This window comes from Streptomyces sp. f51 (genome assembly GCF_037940415.1).
Lineage (GTDB): Bacteria > Actinomycetota > Actinomycetes > Streptomycetales > Streptomycetaceae > Streptomyces.
Window position 1 is genome coordinate 6660400 of sequence record NZ_CP149798.1, and the last position, 16444, is coordinate 6676843.

Annotated in this window: 14 protein-coding genes; 7 read left to right on the forward strand and 7 right to left on the reverse strand. The window is 73.0% G+C overall.

Going from position 1 to position 16444, the window contains the following annotated elements; translation table 11 throughout:
- Nucleotides 1-65: 65 nt before the first annotated feature.
- Nucleotides 66-1394: a wax ester/triacylglycerol synthase family O-acyltransferase gene (locus WJM95_RS28810; RefSeq protein WP_339132954.1), complete on the forward strand. Its 1329-nt coding sequence runs from the start codon at nucleotides 66-68 to the stop codon at nucleotides 1392-1394.
- Nucleotides 1395-1494: 100 nt separating this feature from the next.
- Nucleotides 1495-3009 carry an SDR family NAD(P)-dependent oxidoreductase gene (locus WJM95_RS28815; protein WP_339132956.1) on the forward strand — a complete coding sequence of 505 codons (1515 nt, stop codon included), beginning with the start codon at nucleotides 1495-1497 and terminating at the stop codon, nucleotides 3007-3009.
- 12 nt (nucleotides 3010-3021) lie between these two features.
- Here the strand turns inward: WJM95_RS28815 and WJM95_RS28820 are convergent, their stop codons facing one another.
- Nucleotides 3022-3840, reverse strand: a complete 819-nt coding sequence (locus tag WJM95_RS28820; protein WP_339132958.1) for an SDR family oxidoreductase — start codon at nucleotides 3838-3840, stop codon at nucleotides 3022-3024.
- Between the two features lie 107 nt (nucleotides 3841-3947).
- A complete protein-coding gene (locus WJM95_RS28825; RefSeq protein ID WP_339132960.1) occupies nucleotides 3948-4535 on the reverse strand; it encodes a metal-dependent phosphohydrolase in 588 nt (195 codons plus the stop codon).
- 528 nt (nucleotides 4536-5063) lie between these two features.
- On the opposite strand from WJM95_RS28825, the gene WJM95_RS28830 reads away from it, so the two are divergent.
- Nucleotides 5064-5237 carry a hypothetical protein gene (locus WJM95_RS28830; RefSeq protein WP_339132962.1) on the forward strand — a complete coding sequence of 58 codons (174 nt, stop codon included), beginning with the start codon at nucleotides 5064-5066 and terminating at the stop codon, nucleotides 5235-5237.
- Between the two features lie 158 nt (nucleotides 5238-5395).
- On the opposite strand, the gene WJM95_RS28835 is transcribed toward WJM95_RS28830, so the two are convergent.
- Nucleotides 5396-6736 carry an amidase family protein gene (locus WJM95_RS28835; RefSeq protein WP_339132963.1) on the reverse strand — a complete coding sequence of 447 codons (1341 nt, stop codon included), beginning with the start codon at nucleotides 6734-6736 and terminating at the stop codon, nucleotides 5396-5398.
- Between the two features lie 290 nt (nucleotides 6737-7026).
- On the opposite strand from WJM95_RS28835, the gene WJM95_RS28840 reads away from it, so the two are divergent.
- Complete coding sequence (locus WJM95_RS28840) at nucleotides 7027-8007, forward strand: aldo/keto reductase (RefSeq protein ID WP_339135906.1); 981 nt, start codon at nucleotides 7027-7029, stop codon at nucleotides 8005-8007.
- A 51-nt stretch (nucleotides 8008-8058) separates the two neighbouring features.
- Here the strand turns inward: WJM95_RS28840 and WJM95_RS28845 are convergent, their stop codons facing one another.
- The gene (locus tag WJM95_RS28845; protein WP_339132965.1) at nucleotides 8059-9492 is read right to left on the reverse strand and encodes a lipase maturation factor family protein; all 1434 of its coding nucleotides are present in this window, start codon (nucleotides 9490-9492) and stop codon (nucleotides 8059-8061) included.
- 114 nt (nucleotides 9493-9606) lie between these two features.
- Between WJM95_RS28845 and WJM95_RS28850 the strand changes: the two genes are divergently transcribed.
- From WJM95_RS28850 to WJM95_RS28860, 3 genes are all read left to right on the forward strand, one after another.
- Complete coding sequence (locus WJM95_RS28850; RefSeq protein ID WP_339132967.1) at nucleotides 9607-10911, forward strand: DUF6777 domain-containing protein; 1305 nt, start codon at nucleotides 9607-9609, stop codon at nucleotides 10909-10911.
- Between the two features lie 75 nt (nucleotides 10912-10986).
- Nucleotides 10987-13062, forward strand: a complete 2076-nt coding sequence (locus WJM95_RS28855; protein WP_339132969.1) for a SpoIIE family protein phosphatase — start codon at nucleotides 10987-10989, stop codon at nucleotides 13060-13062.
- 38 nt (nucleotides 13063-13100) lie between these two features.
- On the forward strand, nucleotides 13101-13961 hold the full coding sequence (locus WJM95_RS28860) for a DNA-formamidopyrimidine glycosylase family protein (RefSeq protein WP_339132971.1): 861 nt from the start codon (nucleotides 13101-13103) through the stop codon (nucleotides 13959-13961).
- 90 nt (nucleotides 13962-14051) lie between these two features.
- On the opposite strand, the gene WJM95_RS28865 is transcribed toward WJM95_RS28860, so the two are convergent.
- The 3 genes from WJM95_RS28865 to WJM95_RS28875 all read right to left on the reverse strand — a co-directional run bounded on the left by WJM95_RS28865 (nucleotide 14052) and on the right by WJM95_RS28875 (nucleotide 16150).
- The gene (locus WJM95_RS28865) at nucleotides 14052-14732 is read right to left on the reverse strand and encodes a zf-HC2 domain-containing protein (protein WP_339132973.1); all 681 of its coding nucleotides are present in this window, start codon (nucleotides 14730-14732) and stop codon (nucleotides 14052-14054) included.
- Nucleotides 14733-14950: 218 nt separating this feature from the next.
- A complete protein-coding gene (locus WJM95_RS28870) occupies nucleotides 14951-15466 on the reverse strand; it encodes a hypothetical protein (protein ID WP_339132975.1) in 516 nt (171 codons plus the stop codon).
- A gap of 135 nt (nucleotides 15467-15601) precedes the next feature.
- Nucleotides 15602-16150 carry a sigma-70 family RNA polymerase sigma factor gene (locus tag WJM95_RS28875; protein ID WP_339132977.1) on the reverse strand — a complete coding sequence of 183 codons (549 nt, stop codon included), beginning with the start codon at nucleotides 16148-16150 and terminating at the stop codon, nucleotides 15602-15604.
- Nucleotides 16151-16444 lie beyond the last annotated feature (294 nt).

The following is a 16444-nucleotide window of genomic DNA, read 5'->3' on the forward strand; positions in this document are numbered from 1 at the left end:
TGACCGTAATCACCTGTCCGGGTTTGACTGCACGTCCAACCCGTCGTCGACGCGAGAGCAAGCCTTTGATCTCCGACCTCCTCGCACCACTCGACCTGGCGTTCTGGAACATCGAGTCCGAGCGGCACCCGATGCACCTCGGAGCCCTCGGTGTCTTCGCCGCGCACTCGCCCGCCGCGGGCGCCCACGCCGCCGACCTGCTGGCGGCCCGCGCGGCGGCCGTCCCCGGGCTGCGCATGCGGATCCGCGACGTGTGGCAGCCGACCTCGCCGCTCGCCTTCGGCAGCGCGGCCCGCGAGCCCGCGCCCGACTTCGAGCCGCTGGACCACGTCCTGCTGCACAAGCCGACCGCCGACTTCCACGCCGAGGCCGGGCGGCTCATGGAACGCCCGCTGGAGCGCGGCCGGCCGCCGTGGGAGGCGCACGTGCTGCCCGGCGAGGACGGCACGTCCTTCGCGGTGCTCTTCAAGTTCCACCACGCGCTCGCCGACGGGCTCAGGGCCCTGATGCTCGCCGCCGCCATCATGGACCCGATGGACCTGCCCGAACCCCGGCCGCGCCCCGCGGAACCGCCCCGGGGGCTCTTCCCGGACGTCCGCAAGCTGCCGGGCCTGGTCCGCGGCACCCTCTCCGACGTGGGCCGCGCCCTCGACATCGGCACCTCGGTGGCGCGCGCCACACTCGGCGCGCAGTCCTCGCCCGCCCTCACCTCCTCGGCCACCGGCACCCGGCGCACCGCCGGCGTCGTCATCGACCTGGACGAGGTGCACACCGTCCGCAAGACCGTCGGCGGCACCGTCAACGACGTCCTGATCGCCGTCGTCGCGGGCGCCCTGCGCCGCTGGCTCGACGAACGGGGCGACGGCAGCGAGGGAGTCTCCCCGCGTGCCCTGATCCCCGTCTCCCGGCGCCGGCCGCGCACCGCGCAGCCACAGGGCAACCGGCTCTCCGGCTATCTGATACGGCTTCCCGTCGACGACCCGGACCCGCTCGGGCGGCTGCGTGCCGTACGCACGGCGATGGACCGGAACAAGGACGCCGGACCCAACCGGGGCGCCGGCGCCGTCGCGCTGCTCGCCGACCACGTACCGCCGCTCGGACACCGGCTCGGCGGGCCCGTCGTGGGCCAGGCCGCCCGGCTGCTGTTCGACATCCTCGTCACCAGCGTGCCGCTGCCCAGCCTCGGCCTGAAGCTCGGCGGCTGCCCGCTCACCGAGGTCTACCCGTTCGCCCCGCTGGCCCGCGGCCAGGCCCTCGCGGTGGCCGTCTCCACCTACCGGGGGCGGGTCCACTACGGGCTCGTGGCCGACGCCGAGGCCGTTCCCGACCTCGATCTGCTGGCCCGTTCGCTGGCCGAGGAGGTGCGCGTACTGATCACCGCCTGCACGCCATGATCACAACGGGTTTGGTGCCGCGCGCGATTGGTCCGTAAAATTCCGCCTTCGAAAGCGAGCGCGGTTTCGAACGCGGCGCACAACCCGAGGAACGGCAGCGATGACGGTGACAGAGGACGGCCGGGCGACCCCCGCCGTGGACACGACAGATGTGGCGGACGTCGCGTTCGGTCCCGGCATCGATCCGGAGCGGCTGGCGGTCTGCCTCGGCGTGCTCGACGAACTCGAGAAGATCGAGGTCGACCACCCCGACGCCATCGCCGTGCGCCGCGCCACCGCCGGTGTCTACCGGACCGTGAAGCAGCGCCGCCGCCAGGAGCGCCGCGCCGCCAAGACCGCCCACGACAAGCTGGTCACCGAGTCCACCGCGACCGGCTCCGCCCAGCGCATCGACGACGAGACCGAGGGCATCCTGCCGTCGTCGGTGACGGAGGAGGGCAAGATCGCGGGGATACTCCAGCGCCCGCGCTCCTGCTACACCTGCAAGACGCGGTACGTCGAGGTCGACTACTTCTACCACCAGCTCTGCCAGGACTGCGCGGCCCTGAACCGCTCCCGCCGCGACGCCCGCACCGACCTCACCGGCAAGCGGGCGCTGCTCACCGGCGGCCGCGCCAAGATCGGCATGTACATCGCGCTGCGCCTGCTGCGTGACGGCGCGCACACCACGATCACCACGCGCTTCCCGAACGACGCGATCCGCCGCTTCAAGGCGATGGACGACTCGGCGGACTGGATCCACCGCCTGGAGGTCGTCGGCATCGACCTGCGCGACCCGGCCCAGGCCGTGGCGCTGGCCGACCGCGTCGCGGAGCAGGGCCCGCTCGACATCCTGATCAACAACGCCACGCAGACCGTGCGCCGGCTGCCCTCCGCGTACGCCGCGCTCGTCGAGAGCGAGAGCGCCCCGCTGCCGGCCGGTGAACTGCCCGCCCAGCACGTCATCGGCGCCTTCAACTCCGGCGCGGTCGACGGACTGACGGCGCTGCCCGTGGGTGTCTCCGGTCTGGAGGCGCAGAAGGTGGCCGATCTCGCCCTGGTCGCCGGCAACGCCAGCGTGGTCCGCCACCGCGAGGGCACCGCCATCGACGCGGGCGGCCTGCTCCCCGACGTCGTCGAGAGCAACACCTGGGTGCAGACGATCGAGCAGATCTCCCCGGTCGAGCTCCTCGAGACCCAGCTGTGCAACTACACGGCACCCTTCATCCTGATCAGCAAGCTGCGGCCGCAGATGGCCGAGGCCGCCCGCACGGCGTCCACGGGACGCGCGTACGTCGTCAACGTCTCCGCGATGGAGGGCGTGTTCGGCCGCGGCTACAAGGGCGCGGGCCACCCGAACACCAACGCCGCGAAGGCCGCCATGAACATGGTGACCCGCACCAGCGCCCAGGAGATGTTCCAGACCGACGGCATCCTGATGACCTCGGTCGACACCGGCTGGATCACCGACGAGCGCCCGCACTACGACAAGCTGCGCCTGGCCGACGAGGGCTTCCACGCCCCGCTCGACCTCGTCGACGGCGCGGCCCGTGTGTACGACCCGATCGTCCGCGGCGAGCTCGGCGAGGACCTGTACGGCGTCTTCATGAAGGACTACGCGCCCGGCAAGTGGTAGGCGCGCCGGCTGTCAGGCGGGCCCCCGCGCGTCGGGGGCCGCTCGCCGCAGCCGTTGCTGGACGGCGTGGTCGGGGGCGCCCGGCAGGGCCGCCCTCACCCGCGTCCCGCCGTCGACCAGCAGGTCGGCGCCGGTGATCCAGCAGGCCGCGTCGGAGACCAGCCAGGCCACGGCGCGGGCGACGTCCTCGGGCCGTCCGATCCGGCCGAGCGGGAGCGAGGCGCCCAGTTCCTCCTCGGAGTCCTCCCACACGAAGCGGGCCATCTCGGTGCGGACGAGGCCGGGGGAGACCGAGTTGACCCGCACCCTCGGGGCCAGCTCACCGGCCAGCTGCCGGGTCAGATGGAGCAGGGCGGCCTTGCTGGTGCCGTACGCGCCGACATGGGGCCCGACGTGCTCGGCGCCCTCCGTGCACACGTTGACCACGGCCCCGCCGTGCTCGCCCATCCAGGCCCGCCAGGCGCACTGCACCAGGCGCAGCGGCGCCTCGACGTTCACCGCGAACGCCTCGCGCCAGCGCTCCGGGTCGGCGTCCATGAGCGGGCCGTAGGGCTGGTTGGTCGCCGCGTTGTTGACCACGATGTCCAGCCGCCCGAACGTGCTCAGCGCCAGCCCGGTCAGCTCCGACAGGTGCGTCGCGTCGGCGACGGAGCCCGCGAGACCGACGCCGCCGACCTGTTCGGCGGCGCGCCGCACCGCGTCCGGGTCCCGCGCGCTCACGCACACCCCTGCCCCCGCTCCGGCGAGCGCCTCGGCGACGGCGAGACCGATTCCGCGCGAGGCGCCGGTGACGAGGGCGGCCCGGCCCTGGAGACCGTACGGCGGTGTCATCCGCGTACCGTCTCATGACGGACCGTCAGCCGACAGGCCTCGGCGCCCACCGCTCCCGCCCGGGCCCCGAGGCGGAGCCGTCAGTCCGAGGCACTGAGGCGGAGCCGTCAGTCCGAGGCCCCGAGGCGCGCGGAACGTCGCGCCACCAGTTCCAGCAGGGTGCGCCAGTCCTCGATGTCCCCGGCGTACAGTCCGGGGACCCTCCCGGCGTCGTCCGCCTGCCGCAGGATCACCGCGTCCTCCGCCAGCGGGTCGTTCTCGAACGCCGCCGCCTCGTGCGGGGTCATCGGACCGCCCGCCGCGGACGGGTCCAGAGGGGACGGCCCGTGGCCCGGCGAGGTGGCCGCCAGATAGCGCTCCGCCGTGACGTGCAGGCGTACGAGACCGGAGACCCGCTCGCCGAGGAGCGGCCGCACCGCGTCGGCGGCGTGCCCGGCGTGCCCGGCGTCGTCACCCGGCCTGAGCAGATGCCCGAGGTCGTGCACCAGGCCCGCGACCTGGAGCTCCTTGTCGCTGGGATGGCCCCGGCGCAGCAGCGCGGCGGTCTGGAGGGCGTGGTCGTGCAGATCGACCGGGCCGCCCGCGGGTTTTCCCCCGATCGGGCGAATCCGGGAGCGGGTGAGCTCCGGGGTGTCCCGGACGCCCCGGCAGGCGTGCAGCAGATCCATCAGCTCCCCGACGCTGCGCAGCTCCATGCGCCAGTCCTCCCGCGAGAAAAGCCGTTGCCGTGCGACAGCAGAGCATGGACTCCTTGCGAACCGGCCAACGGGACCTGAACTGCGTGGCGGCTTCGGAGCCGGACGCACCGACGGCCGTCGGCCGATGGTGACCCAGTCCTGCCCGTGACCGGTCACGACGCCCCCGCCCAGGGGCGATATTGAGCCGAATGGGTGGTCGTGAAGGGGGCATCATGTTTCAAATCGCCGCAGATCGTGGCCTGATGGGTCCTGGATGACGTGTGACAGTAACCTCACGTTTTCAGCCCCATAGAGCAGGGGGCCGCTCATTTGGTTAGGCTGTAGCCCGACGGACAGACTTACTGGGGTCCACCCACACCCACGGTCCGTCCCGGGACAAGCCCATCACCACGGCCTGCTCTCACCCGAGTTACCGGCGCCACCGCGTCCTTAACTGCTTCGACTCAGACCCGAGCGGGCGTCAGGCGGCCCGAGAGCACCGGGCCCTAACGTCCCGAGGGTGACCCGACACATAAGGAGTGCGCGGTGACACCAGAGAAGACGAATCGCGATCACGGCCCCAAGGAACGCTTGGAGCGCCGGGGTGGGTCCGACACCAAACTCGGAAGCCTGGACGTGTGGGCCAGGTCCGCCCCCATCCGCCTCGCGGGCTACGAGGACGACCTCGCCGAGCCCCACATCCTGCCCAGCGTCGACTGACCGACGCCGGGAGCCGGCGGAACCGAGGACGGCACGCGCGTGCCGGACCCGGATTCCGCCGGACCACGTGCTCAAGCCGAGCGGAGAAGCCGCGGCCGACGACCGGCCGCGGCTTCGGCGTGTGCGGGCGCCCTATCGCCCGGAGGACGCGGTCCCGGTCAGTCGAGCGGAGCCGTGCGCCGCCACGGGTGGAGCACTTCCAGCTGCCCCGCCACGTCGAGGAGGGCCGCCTCGGAGCCGGGCAGGCCGACGAGCTGCACGGCGCAGGGTGCGCCGCCCGGCAGCCGCCCGAACGGAACAGACATCGCGGGCCAGCCGGTGAGGTTCCACGGCGGGGTCATCGGGGAGTAGTTGGTGTTGGCCAGCACATTGCGCAGCCAGCCGCGCCTGTGCCAGTCGACGGAGGCGGGACTGCGCCGGGCCAGCGCCGGTGTGAGCAGCACGTCGTGCTCGGCGAAGAAGGCCGCCAGCCGTCCGCGCAGCTGCTCGCGGCGCTCCCCCTTGCGCACGCCGGGGACGAAGCGGCGCCCGATCGCCGCGTGCACACGGGTGCGCCGGGCCAGCCGTCGCGGGTCGAGATCCTCGGCGTCGACCGCCGTGCCCGCCGTCCAGTGAGCGAGCGAGGTCGTGCTCAGCCAGAGCGGGTACGGCGGGTTCGCGGTCCGCACCCGGTGGCCCGCCTCGGCCAGCAGGGCGGCGGCCTGCCGGGCCGCGTCCGTATACGGTCGCGTGACGCGGATTCCGGCCAGCGGACTGCGTACCGAGACGGCGATCCTGAGGGTGGCGGGCTCCGCGGGAGGGGCCGGCTCGATGTCCGCGAGCAGGGCGTACAGCAGCCGGGCGTCCTCGACCGTCGTGGCCAGCGGGCCGTTCTCCGACATGCCGAACCAGTCGCCGTGACCGATCCCGGCGGGGATCACCCCGTGGCCGGGCTTCAGCGTGACCAGACCGCAGTTGGCGGCCGGGATGCGCAGCGAGCCCATGCCGTCGTTGCCGAGCGCCACCGGCACCATCGCGGCGGCGACCGCCGCCGCGCTGCCGCCCGAGGAGCCGCCCGCGGTGCGGGACAGGTCCCAGGGGTTGCGGGCGCTGCCGTACACGCCCTCCGTGGTGCCGAAGACACAGAGCTCGGGCACGTTCGTCAGGCCGACCACGACGGCGCCCGCCGCGCGCAGCCGCGCCACGGTGACGTGGTCCTCGGCGGCGGGGGTGTCGGCGGTCGCGGCGGACCCGTTGCGGGTCGACTCGCCGCGTACGGCGAGGTTGTCCTTCACCGCCACCGGCACACCCGCGAGGGGAAGGTGGTCGAGGTCCCGGCCGGCCAGTTCGTCGGCCTCCGCGAGGGCGGCCCGGGCGCGGACCGTGCGGAACGCTCCGACGCGGCCGTCGAGGTGTTCGATCCGCGCGAGGTGTTCGGCCACCACCTCGCGGGGGGTGACCTTCTTCTCGCGTACGGCTGCGGCGATCTCGGTGGCGGTCCGGCCGGCCCAGGTGGTCACGGGCGCTCCTCACTCGTGTCGTACTGGCGAGTAGTTACGGGGAGCACTCTGCCCGCAGCCGGGGCACCACGTCGAGGGTCCACGACCCGGGACCTTCGGCCGGCACGTGTCCGGGGCGCGCGGACCTGGACCGGCCCGTGTCCGACGCTGTACGCGGGCCGCGGGGGAGAGAGATCCTCGGGACCGACGCCGACGCCATGATCCGAAGGAGACTCCGTATGACCGACGAGCGGGAACGCGAGGGACGTGAGGTGCCGGCGACCGGGGACGCTTCCGGGACCGGCGGTCCGGTGAACCGCCTCGGAGCCCGGGGCATCCCCGTCAGCGCGCTGTCCTTCGGCGCCGCCGGGATCGGGAACCTGTACGCCGAGGTCACCGACGAGCAGGCGTACGAGGCGGTCACCGCCGCCTGGGCGAGCGGCGTCCGCTACTTCGACACCGCCCCGCACTACGGCCTCGGCCTGTCCGAACGGCGCCTGGGCGCGGCCCTGCGCGACCTGCCCCGCGAGCGGTACACCGTGTCGACCAAGGTGGGCCGCCTCCTGGAACCCGTGGACACGGGCGGGGACGACCTGGCCGACGGCTTCGCCGTGCCCGCAACACACCGCCGCGTCTGGGACTTCAGCGCCGACGGCGTACGGCGCAGCCTGGACGCCAGCCTGGAGCGGCTCGGCCTCGACCGGGTGGACGTCGTCTACCTCCACGACCCCGACGACCACGCCGAACAGGCGTTCCGCGAGGGCTTTCCGGCACTGGCGGAGCTGCGCTCGCAGGGAGTGGTCGGCGCGATCGGCGTGGGCATGAACCAGGCACCGATGCTGACCAGGTTCGTCCGCGAGACCGATGTCGACGTGGTGCTGTGCGCGGGCCGCTACACCCTCCTGGACCACGGCGCTCTGACCGAACTGCTGCCCGCCGCCCGGGAGCGGGGTGTCCCGGTCGTCATCGGCGGCGCCTTCAACTCCGGCCTGCTGGCCGACCCGAGGCCCGGGGCGACGTACGACTACGCCGTCGCGCCGGACGGGCTGCTGGAGCGTGCCCTGCGGCTCAAGGAGATCGCGGGACGCCACGGCACCACCCTGCGCGCCGCCGCCCTGGCCTTCCCCGCCGCCCATCCGGCCGTCGTCAGCGTGCTGGCCGGGGCCCGCTCGGCGGCCGAAGTCCGCGACTGCGCCGAGCGGTTCGCGGAGCCGGTCCCCCCGGACCTCTGGCGGGAACTGCGAGCCGAGGGCCTGCTCCCCGCCACCGCGCCCGTCCCGCAGCGGCGGTGAGAGCCGCCCGCCCGGGCCCGGCACCTCTCTCCGTCCCCGTGGCGCGTGCCGCTACCGGTGCTGAACCCGCTGCCCGGCCGGGCCCTCCAGACGGGTCGGCGGAAGGAAGTCGCGCACAGGGGTCCGGTGCCAGCACGCGCCCGTCTCGCGCAGCTCACGCCAGGTCGTGTACCGGTAGCGGAAGAGACGGACGCGGATGTAGCGGGGCGGTGAGTCGGCGGGGAACGGACAGCGGCGCAGCAGCCGCAGCGTGTCACGGTCGTTCTCCAGGAGCCGCTCCACGAACCCGGAGAACCAGGTGCCGGCGTATCCGGGAGACAGCGCCACGAACCACATCAGCCAGTCGAGCCGCAGATGGTACGGCGCGAACTGGCGCGGCCAGCGCCGTGGATCGCCCGGCTTGCCCCGGAACTCGTACTCCCGCCAGTCGGCGTCCTCGCGCGGCACCTCGTCCGCCGTGCCCTCGACGACCACCTCGTGCCGCACCCTGCTGACGCTGCCGAACGCCCCGTAGGTGTTGACCAGATGGAGCGGGTCGAAGGAGCGGTTCATGATCTGCCGCCGGGAGACCAGATTGCGCGCCGGACGGTAGCCGAGCGCCAGCAGCCCCGCGGCCACCACCAGCACGACCACCTCGTACCAGAGTGGCGCGGGCGAGGTCCGCGGGGCGGTGCCGGGGAGTTCGGTCACGCTCAGGGCGAGCACGATCGTCGTCCAGTTCAGCCAGGCGAAGTTGCCCGAGAGCACCAGCCACAGCTGGGTCAGGATCATCAGACAGGCCGCGGCCGTCGCGATCGGCTGCGGGGTGAACAGCAGCACGGGAAGCACGAGTTGGGTGAAGTGGTTCGCGGCCGCCTCGACGCGGTGCAAGGGCCCCGGCAGATGGTGGAAGAACCAGCTCAGCGGGCCCGGCATCGGCTGGGTCTCGTGGTGGTAGTAGAGACACGTCAGCTTCCGCCAGCAGGCGTCGCCCCGCATCTTGATCATCCCCGCCCCGAACTCCACGCGGAACAGCACCCAGCGCAGGAGGAACAGGACGACGACCGGTGGCGCCACCTCGTCGTTGCCGAGGAACACCGCGAGGAAGCCCACTTCGAGCAGCAGCGACTCCCAGCCGAACGCGTACCAGGTCTGGCCGACGTTGACGACCGACAGATACAGGGCCCACGGCAGGAGCCAGAGCAGCATCGCGCCCCACAGCGGCAGCAGCCCGTCGAGCCCGCCGGCCAGTGCCGCCGACACCGCGCAGCCCGTCCAGCACCAGGCGGCGAAGAAGCGGTCCGAGTAGTGCCAGTGGAACACGCTCGGCGCCTCCCGGAACGTGACCCGGCGAACGAAGCGGGACACGGGCAGCATCCCGCGTTCCCCGGTCAGGGCGCGGAACTGGAGGGCCGCGCCCAGGAACGCGACCAGATAGAGCACGGCGAGCCCCCGCTGGAACACCAGTCGGCTCAGCCAGTAGCCGGGTGCGACGAACCACTCCATGGAACGGGCTCCTCTCCCTTCCATTGTGACGCTGGGTGACCGATTTCGGTTTGCGTGCGCCAAGAGGGTGACGCAGAGAATGAGGCACCAACCCCCCGGCACGACGGGAGAGACGTGGTGCACATACCCACCAGGACCCTTTCCGCGGCCTGCGCGCTCGCGGCCGCGCTCCTCGTCGTCGCGGGCTGTGACAGCCGCGGCGGGGACACGGCGCCCAACGGATCCAGCGGCGGCGAGGTGCTCCTCCAGCCCCTCGAGGAGCAGGGGCCCGATCCCTTCACGGGGCCCACCGACACCACCCCCGCGACCCGGCCGCCCGTCACCCGAACGCCGCAACCCTCGGCCACCGGCACCCAGGGCGTGCGCTCCGTCCCGGGCGGTACACCGGGCCTGTACGGCGGCACCCGGAACACCGGCAGCTGCGACGTCGGGAAGCAGATCCGCTACCTCGCCGCAGACCGGGGGAAGACCCGCGTCTTCGCCGAACTCACCGGTATCTCCCCGGCGTCCGTCCCGGACTATCTGCGGCAGCTGACCCCGGTCGTCCTGCGCGCCGACACCGGGGTCACGGACCACGGGTTCGCCGCCGGACAGGCGACCGGCTTCCAGGCCGTGCTCCAGGCCGGGACGGCCGTCCTCGTGGACGACCGCGGCGTCCCCCGGGTGCGCTGCGCCTGCGGCAACCCGCTGGGCAGGCCCACCGTCATCGACGGCAACCCGGACACCCGGGGCAGGCCGTGGAGCGGATACCGGGCCGCCCGGGTCGTCATCGTGACACCGGCGCCCGACGTCATCACCGACATCACGATCGTCGACGTCCACGACAGCACCTGGATCGAGCGGCCGGTCGGCTACGAGGGCCACCGCCACGACCACGCCGTACCGCCGCCCGAGGGCGCGAGCCAGGGGCCGCAGGACCCGGCTCCGTCCGAGCGGCCCTCCGCCGGCACCTCGCCGGGCGGCCGGAGCCCGTCCCCGTCCGCCTCCGACTGCCTCACGCCGACCGCGACGGTGACGCCGACGCCGGGCGACGGGAACGCCACCCCGGGCGAGAGCGCGGGGCCCGGCACGGAACCCACGGCCGGTCCGACGGACGGGGCCGCCATGGACGTGGCCGCGCCGGCGCGGCCGAGCGCCGAGCCCTCGCACTGCCCCGGGGCCACCGTCACGGCGTCGCCGAAGACCGGACCCGGGACCGGCCCGGCCCCCTCGGGCGGCACCACGGCCCCGCCCACCGGCCCGGCCTCCCCCGACCGCTCCGGCTCCCCGGACCGGCAGGTCCCCTCGGACGAGCCGGGCACGCCGACCGAAGACCCCGCCCCGGACAGCCCGGACGCTCCCGACGGCGGACTGATCCCGGACGACCCGAGCGGTCCGGACAGCGTCTTCGACGTCTCGGCCGACCCTCCGGGCACGTGAACGCCCGCTCGTCCGGGGCCCCGAGCGGGCTTCCCAGAAGTCGAACAATCGGGCAAATGCTGGCATGGTGGCCCCATGGTTGATCGGGGAGCGAGCGCCCTGTCACTCCCGGACGACTGGCCCGCCCACCCGGATCCGATCCTGGCGCTCAACCGCATGGGCAGCTTCGACTGGGACCTGGACACCGGTCTGATGCAGATGGACGCCCAGGCCCACGAGGTCTTCGACGTGCGCCCGGACGAATACGACGGGCACCCGGCGACCCTGTCCATGCGGGTCCCGCCGGCCGAGTCGCGCCGGCTCGACACGATGGTCTCCCACGCCCTCAAGGACGGCAGCGAGAACTACGGCGCCTACTTCCGCATCCGCCGCCGCGACGGCGCCCTGCGCTGGACCCACACCCAGGGCTACATCCGCCGCGACGAGAACGGCAGACCCCGCCGCATCATCGGCATCGTCCGCGACGCCACGGCGGAGCTCGACGAGAGCACGGCGCGCCGCGAACAGGCCGCCCAGCACGAGGTACGGCGCCAGCAGACCAGCGTCGTCCAGCTGACCACGGCCGCGCTGGCCCACGCCGTCACCGTGCAGGACGTCATCGACGTGCTCCAGGACACCCACGGCCTCACCCACCTCGGGGCGGCCAGCCTCGTCATGGGCCTGGTGGAGGCCGGCCGCATCCGCATGGTCGCCACGGGCCCCGAGGCCAGCTACGTCCCCGGCACCCGGGTCACCCGCCTGGACGCCCAGTACCCGATGAACGAGGTCGTACGGACCCTCGTACCGCACTTCATCGAGTCGCCCGAGGAGTTCGCCGAGTCGTACCCGCTGCTGTGGCCGAACATCACCGGTCTGAAGATCACCTCGGCCGCGTATCTGCCGCTCATCGTGCAGGCCCGCCCCATCGGCGCGATCGGCCTGCTCTACAACGACCGGCACGGCTTCTCGGAGGACGAGCGCAACGTCCTCGTCGCGCTCGGCAGCAGCATCGCCCAGAGCCTTCAGCGGGCCATGTTCTTCGAACAGGAGAAGGACCTCGCCCAGGGCCTCCAGCAGGCCATGCTGCCGCGCTCCATCCCCAGCGTGAGCGGCGCCGACATCGCCGTCCGCTACCGCTCCGCCTCGCTCGGCCGCGACATCGGCGGCGACTGGTACGACCTGATCCCGCTGCCCGGCGGACGCGTCGGCGCCGTCATCGGCGACGTCCAGGGCCACGACACCCACGCGGCGGCCGTCATGGGCCAGCTGCGCATCGTGCTGCGCGCCTACGCGGCCGAGGGGCACACCCCGGCCACCGTGATGGCCCGCGCCTCGGTCTTCCTGCACGAACTCGACACCGACCGCTTCGCGACCTGCCTGTACGCGGAGATCGACCTGTCCACCGGGGTCACCCAGATGGTCAGGGCCGGCCACATCGACCCGCTCGTGCGGTACGCCGACCGGACCTGCCGGCGGCTGCCCCTCGAAGGCGGCCTGCCGCTCGGGCTGTCCGCCGAGTTCGGGCGCCTCGAATACCCGGTCGCCACCGTCGAACTCGACCCCGGCGAGACCCTGCTTCTGTGCACCGACGGACTCGTCGAGGAGCCGGGAGTCGACCTCGACGAGGGCATGCACACGCTCCGCGAACGCATCCGCGTCGGCCCGGACGACGTGAGCGATCTCGCCGACGTCCTCATCGACATGGCCGAGGCCCGCGGCGGCGACGACGACGTGGCCCTGCTGCTCCTGCGCCGCCACGGCCTCATCGACCAGCGCTCGGGCGGGCGCCTCCAGCAGCACGTGGCCCCCGGTGACCCCGAGGGGCTCAGCGAGGCCCGTCACATGATCCGGGCCGCCGTCCGCGCCTGGGGAGCCCGTGACCGGGCCGACGAGATCGAGCTGGTCGCCGACGAGCTGATCACCAACGCCCTCATGCACACCGAGGGATCGGCGATCGTCACCCTGCGGGTCCTGGCCGGATCGGACCGCCGGCTGCGCGTCGAGGTCGAGGACTCCTCAAGCGCGCTGCCGCGCCGCCGCGAGGCCGGCGAGTCCGGGGTCTCGGGCCGCGGCCTGCTGCTGGTCGACCGGCTCACCGACGTGTGGGGCGTCGAGGCACGCGGCGGCGGCAAGGTCGTGTGGTGCGAGTTCATGGTCGGCGAGACGAGCTGATCCCGGGCGCTGCCCGTGCCGGATGGCACCCTGGACGTATGCCGGAACTGCCCGAGGTCGAAGCGCTCAAGGAATTCCTGGCCGGCCGTCTCGTCGGCCGCCGGATCGTGCGCGTGCTGCCCGTCGCCGTCAGCGTCCTGAAGACGTACGACCCTCCCGTCTCCGCCCTGGAGGGACGCGAGATCACGGTCGTGCGCCGGTTCGGCAAGTTCCTCGACCTCGGGACGGACGGCCCCCACCTCGTCACGCATCTGGCCCGGGCGGGCTGGCTGCACTGGAGGGACACGCTCCCCGACGGCCCGCCCCGGCCCGGCAAGGGACCGCTCGCGCTGCGGGTCGCGCTGGAGACGGGGGAGGGCTTCGACCTCACCGAGGCCGGCACCCAGAAGCGGCTCGCCGTGTACGTCGTCGAGGACCCGGAGCTCGTGCCCGGCGTGGCCCGGCTCGGCCCCGACCCGCTCGCCGACGACTTCGACGAGGAGCGGTTCGCCGGGCTGCTCCAGGGCGAGCGGCGCCGGCTCAAGGGCGCGCTCCGCGACCAGAGCCTGATCGCGGGCGTGGGCAACGCCTACAGCGACGAGATCCTGCACGCCGCCCGGATGTCCCCCTTCAAGATCGCCTCCTCGCTGACCCCCGAGGAGACCCGGCGGCTGTACGAGGCGCTGCGCGGCACGCTCGCCGAGGCGGTGGAGCGCTCCCACGGGCTGGCCGCCGGACGGCTCAAGGCGGAGAAGAAGAGCGGTCTGCGGGTCCACGGGAGAACGGGGGAGGCGTGCCCGGTGTGCGGCGACGTCATCCGTGAAGTCTCCTTCAGCGATTCCTCGTTGCAGTACTGCCCGACCTGCCAGACGGGCGGCAAGCCGCTGGCGGACCGGCGGATGTCCCGGCTGCTCAAGTAGGCGGGCCGTGTCGCTGCCACCCGGGTGGCGGACCGAAGTGGCTTGCGGGGCAGGCCGGTTCGGTGACCCGCGTGGTGAAGCGCGTTCCGGTCAGGGCGAGTTGAGCGTCACGAGGTGTTCGCCGTCCGCCGTGCGCACCTCGAACCGCCGGATCTCGTCGGTCCGCATCGACGAGCCGCCCTGCATGGTGATGGCGTCCTCGTTGTGCGCGGGCTCCATCCAGCTGGTCACCGACTGCTCCGAGCCGTCCTTGCCGATGGCGACGAGTTCGCAGGAGCGGGGACCCTTGGCGTCCTTGACCGCGACCTCGATCTCGCTGCCCCACAGCCGTTCCCGGGTCGTCACCTGGGCCCAGACCCCGGTCTGCGCGTCGGTCCTGGCCATCTGGCTCGACGGGGGGTCCGCCGCGACGACCGTGCCCGCGGGGGAGTCGTGGCCGACGACGAGCGCCGTCGCGGACCCGCCCGCGGCCAGCACCACGGAGGCGGCCAGGGCGAACAGGAGGCGCCTGCGCCCGGCCCGGTTGCGGGTGGTGACCTCGCCGAGCAACCGGTCGAGCAGGCGCGGCCCGGGGGCGGCGAAGGGGTGGACGCTGCGCGGTGTCGACTGCCGGTACAGCATCAACTGCCGTGTGGCGGGCCGGTACTCGCTGACGAACGCCGTGCACTGAGCGCATTCCACGAGGTGGTCCTCGAAGCGGAAGGCTTCCGCCTCGCCGAGCACGCCGAGCGCATAGGCGCCGACGTCGCCATGCCGTTCAAGGGACCTCATACCGAATACCGAATCCTCGTGGCGTTGGTGCGGACTGTGAGTGGTGTTGCTGTTGCCCACGGGTACGCATCAGACCGTCGAATCACTCAAGACTCGTCAGGAATCGGGGAGAGGACATTCGGAGCGGGGGCGCTCGCGGATTGGTGCGAGCCCGGAAAATCTGTTCCCGGCATGGTCGTGGCCGCCGCCGGCGTCGGTTCCGGCCGGGTCACGGCCCGTCAGAAGAGATGGATGGCCAGATGCCCGAGGGGCAGGCCCAGTCTCCAGGCCGCCGTCCACACCTTGGGGCCGTCGTCCTCGCCGGGCACGGATCCGCCGCCGGGGACCGCGTCCAGGTCCGGGGCGAGCAGTTCCGTCTCCTCCAGCCACCGCCAGGCCGCGGACGCCAGTTCCAGATCGGGATCGGGCGCGGCGCGTCCGGTGGCCTCGGCCGCGCGCAGCTCCAGGTGTTCGCGCACCCAGGTGTGCCAGGGCTGGTCGTAGGCCGTCAGCGAGAGCCAGGTCTCCAGCTGGGTGATGACCCGGATGCCGGAGAGTTCGCCGCCGCTGTCGGACAGGAAGATCGTCAGCGCGAGGGCGTCGCGCCCGGCGCGGAACTCGAAGGACGTGGGCGGCATCAGGTCGCCCGTCCGCAGCAGTTCGTCGGCGATGTACTCGGCGTACAACCAGGCCATGGGGACGGTGAGTTCGCCCCCACCGGTGCCGTCCGTGCTCTCTTGCCCTCTGTGCAGCATCCCTTCCTGCCTTCCTCCGGTGCGTGCGCGTCGCCCGACCCCGGGCCCCAGTCCGGAAAACGGATGAGGCAAGCTGATTGCTCAACCATGGTCCTCAGCAAGGCGCTTTACGGAGGCTTGACCAAGTCGTCGGTTTCAACCCAGGTCGGCCGCGTATCCGGGAAGGACCCGGCGCAGGGCGCGCAGCGCGTAGTACGCGCGCGACTTCACCGTACCGGGTGGAATCCCCAGTGCCGCCGCGGCCTCCGCCACACTCGCCCCCTGGAAGTACACCAGCACCAGGACTTCACGGTGTTCGGGGGTGAGTGTCTTCACAGCCTCCCGCACGTCCAGCGTCGCCGCCGACCGTTCGGCGTGATCGGCGCAGACCCGCGCGTTGTCGAGGACCGCGTCGGGGACCTCGGGGGGCCGCGCCTGCCGTGCCCTGCGCGCGTCGATGGCCAGCCGCCGTCCCACGGTCAGCAGCCAGGGCCGTACGGAGTCGAAGGCGTCGGCGCGCAGGGCCTCGGGATGCTGCCAGGCCCGTACGAACGTCTCCTGCACCAGGTCCTCGGCGCGCTGGCGGTCGCCGTCGGACAGGCGCAGCAGCAGGGCGAAGAGAGGGCGGCCGTGCTCGCGTTGCAGCGCGGCCAGCTCGTGCTCGGCGGTCGTCCTGGGGGTGATGGTGGTGGTTCCGGCCGTCATGGCGTGTATGTCAGCGCCCCTCACCCCGCGCGGACAGGCCGGGAACAGGGTCGTGCGCCGGGCGGTCGAAGCGCTCGGCGAACGGTGCGCCGAACGGTCGGCCGAGGGGGAGCCCCGCGTTCCGGAACCCGGCGCTCGTACGGCCGTTCGCCCCGTCGCCCCGTCGCCCCGTCGCCCCGTCGCCCCGTCGCCCCGTCGCCCCGTCGCCCCGTCGCCCCGTCGCCCCGTTTTCCCGTCGCCCCGTTTTCCCGTCCGTGCGCGCCGAACGGGTGAGCCGCGAGGGTGTCTCCTTGA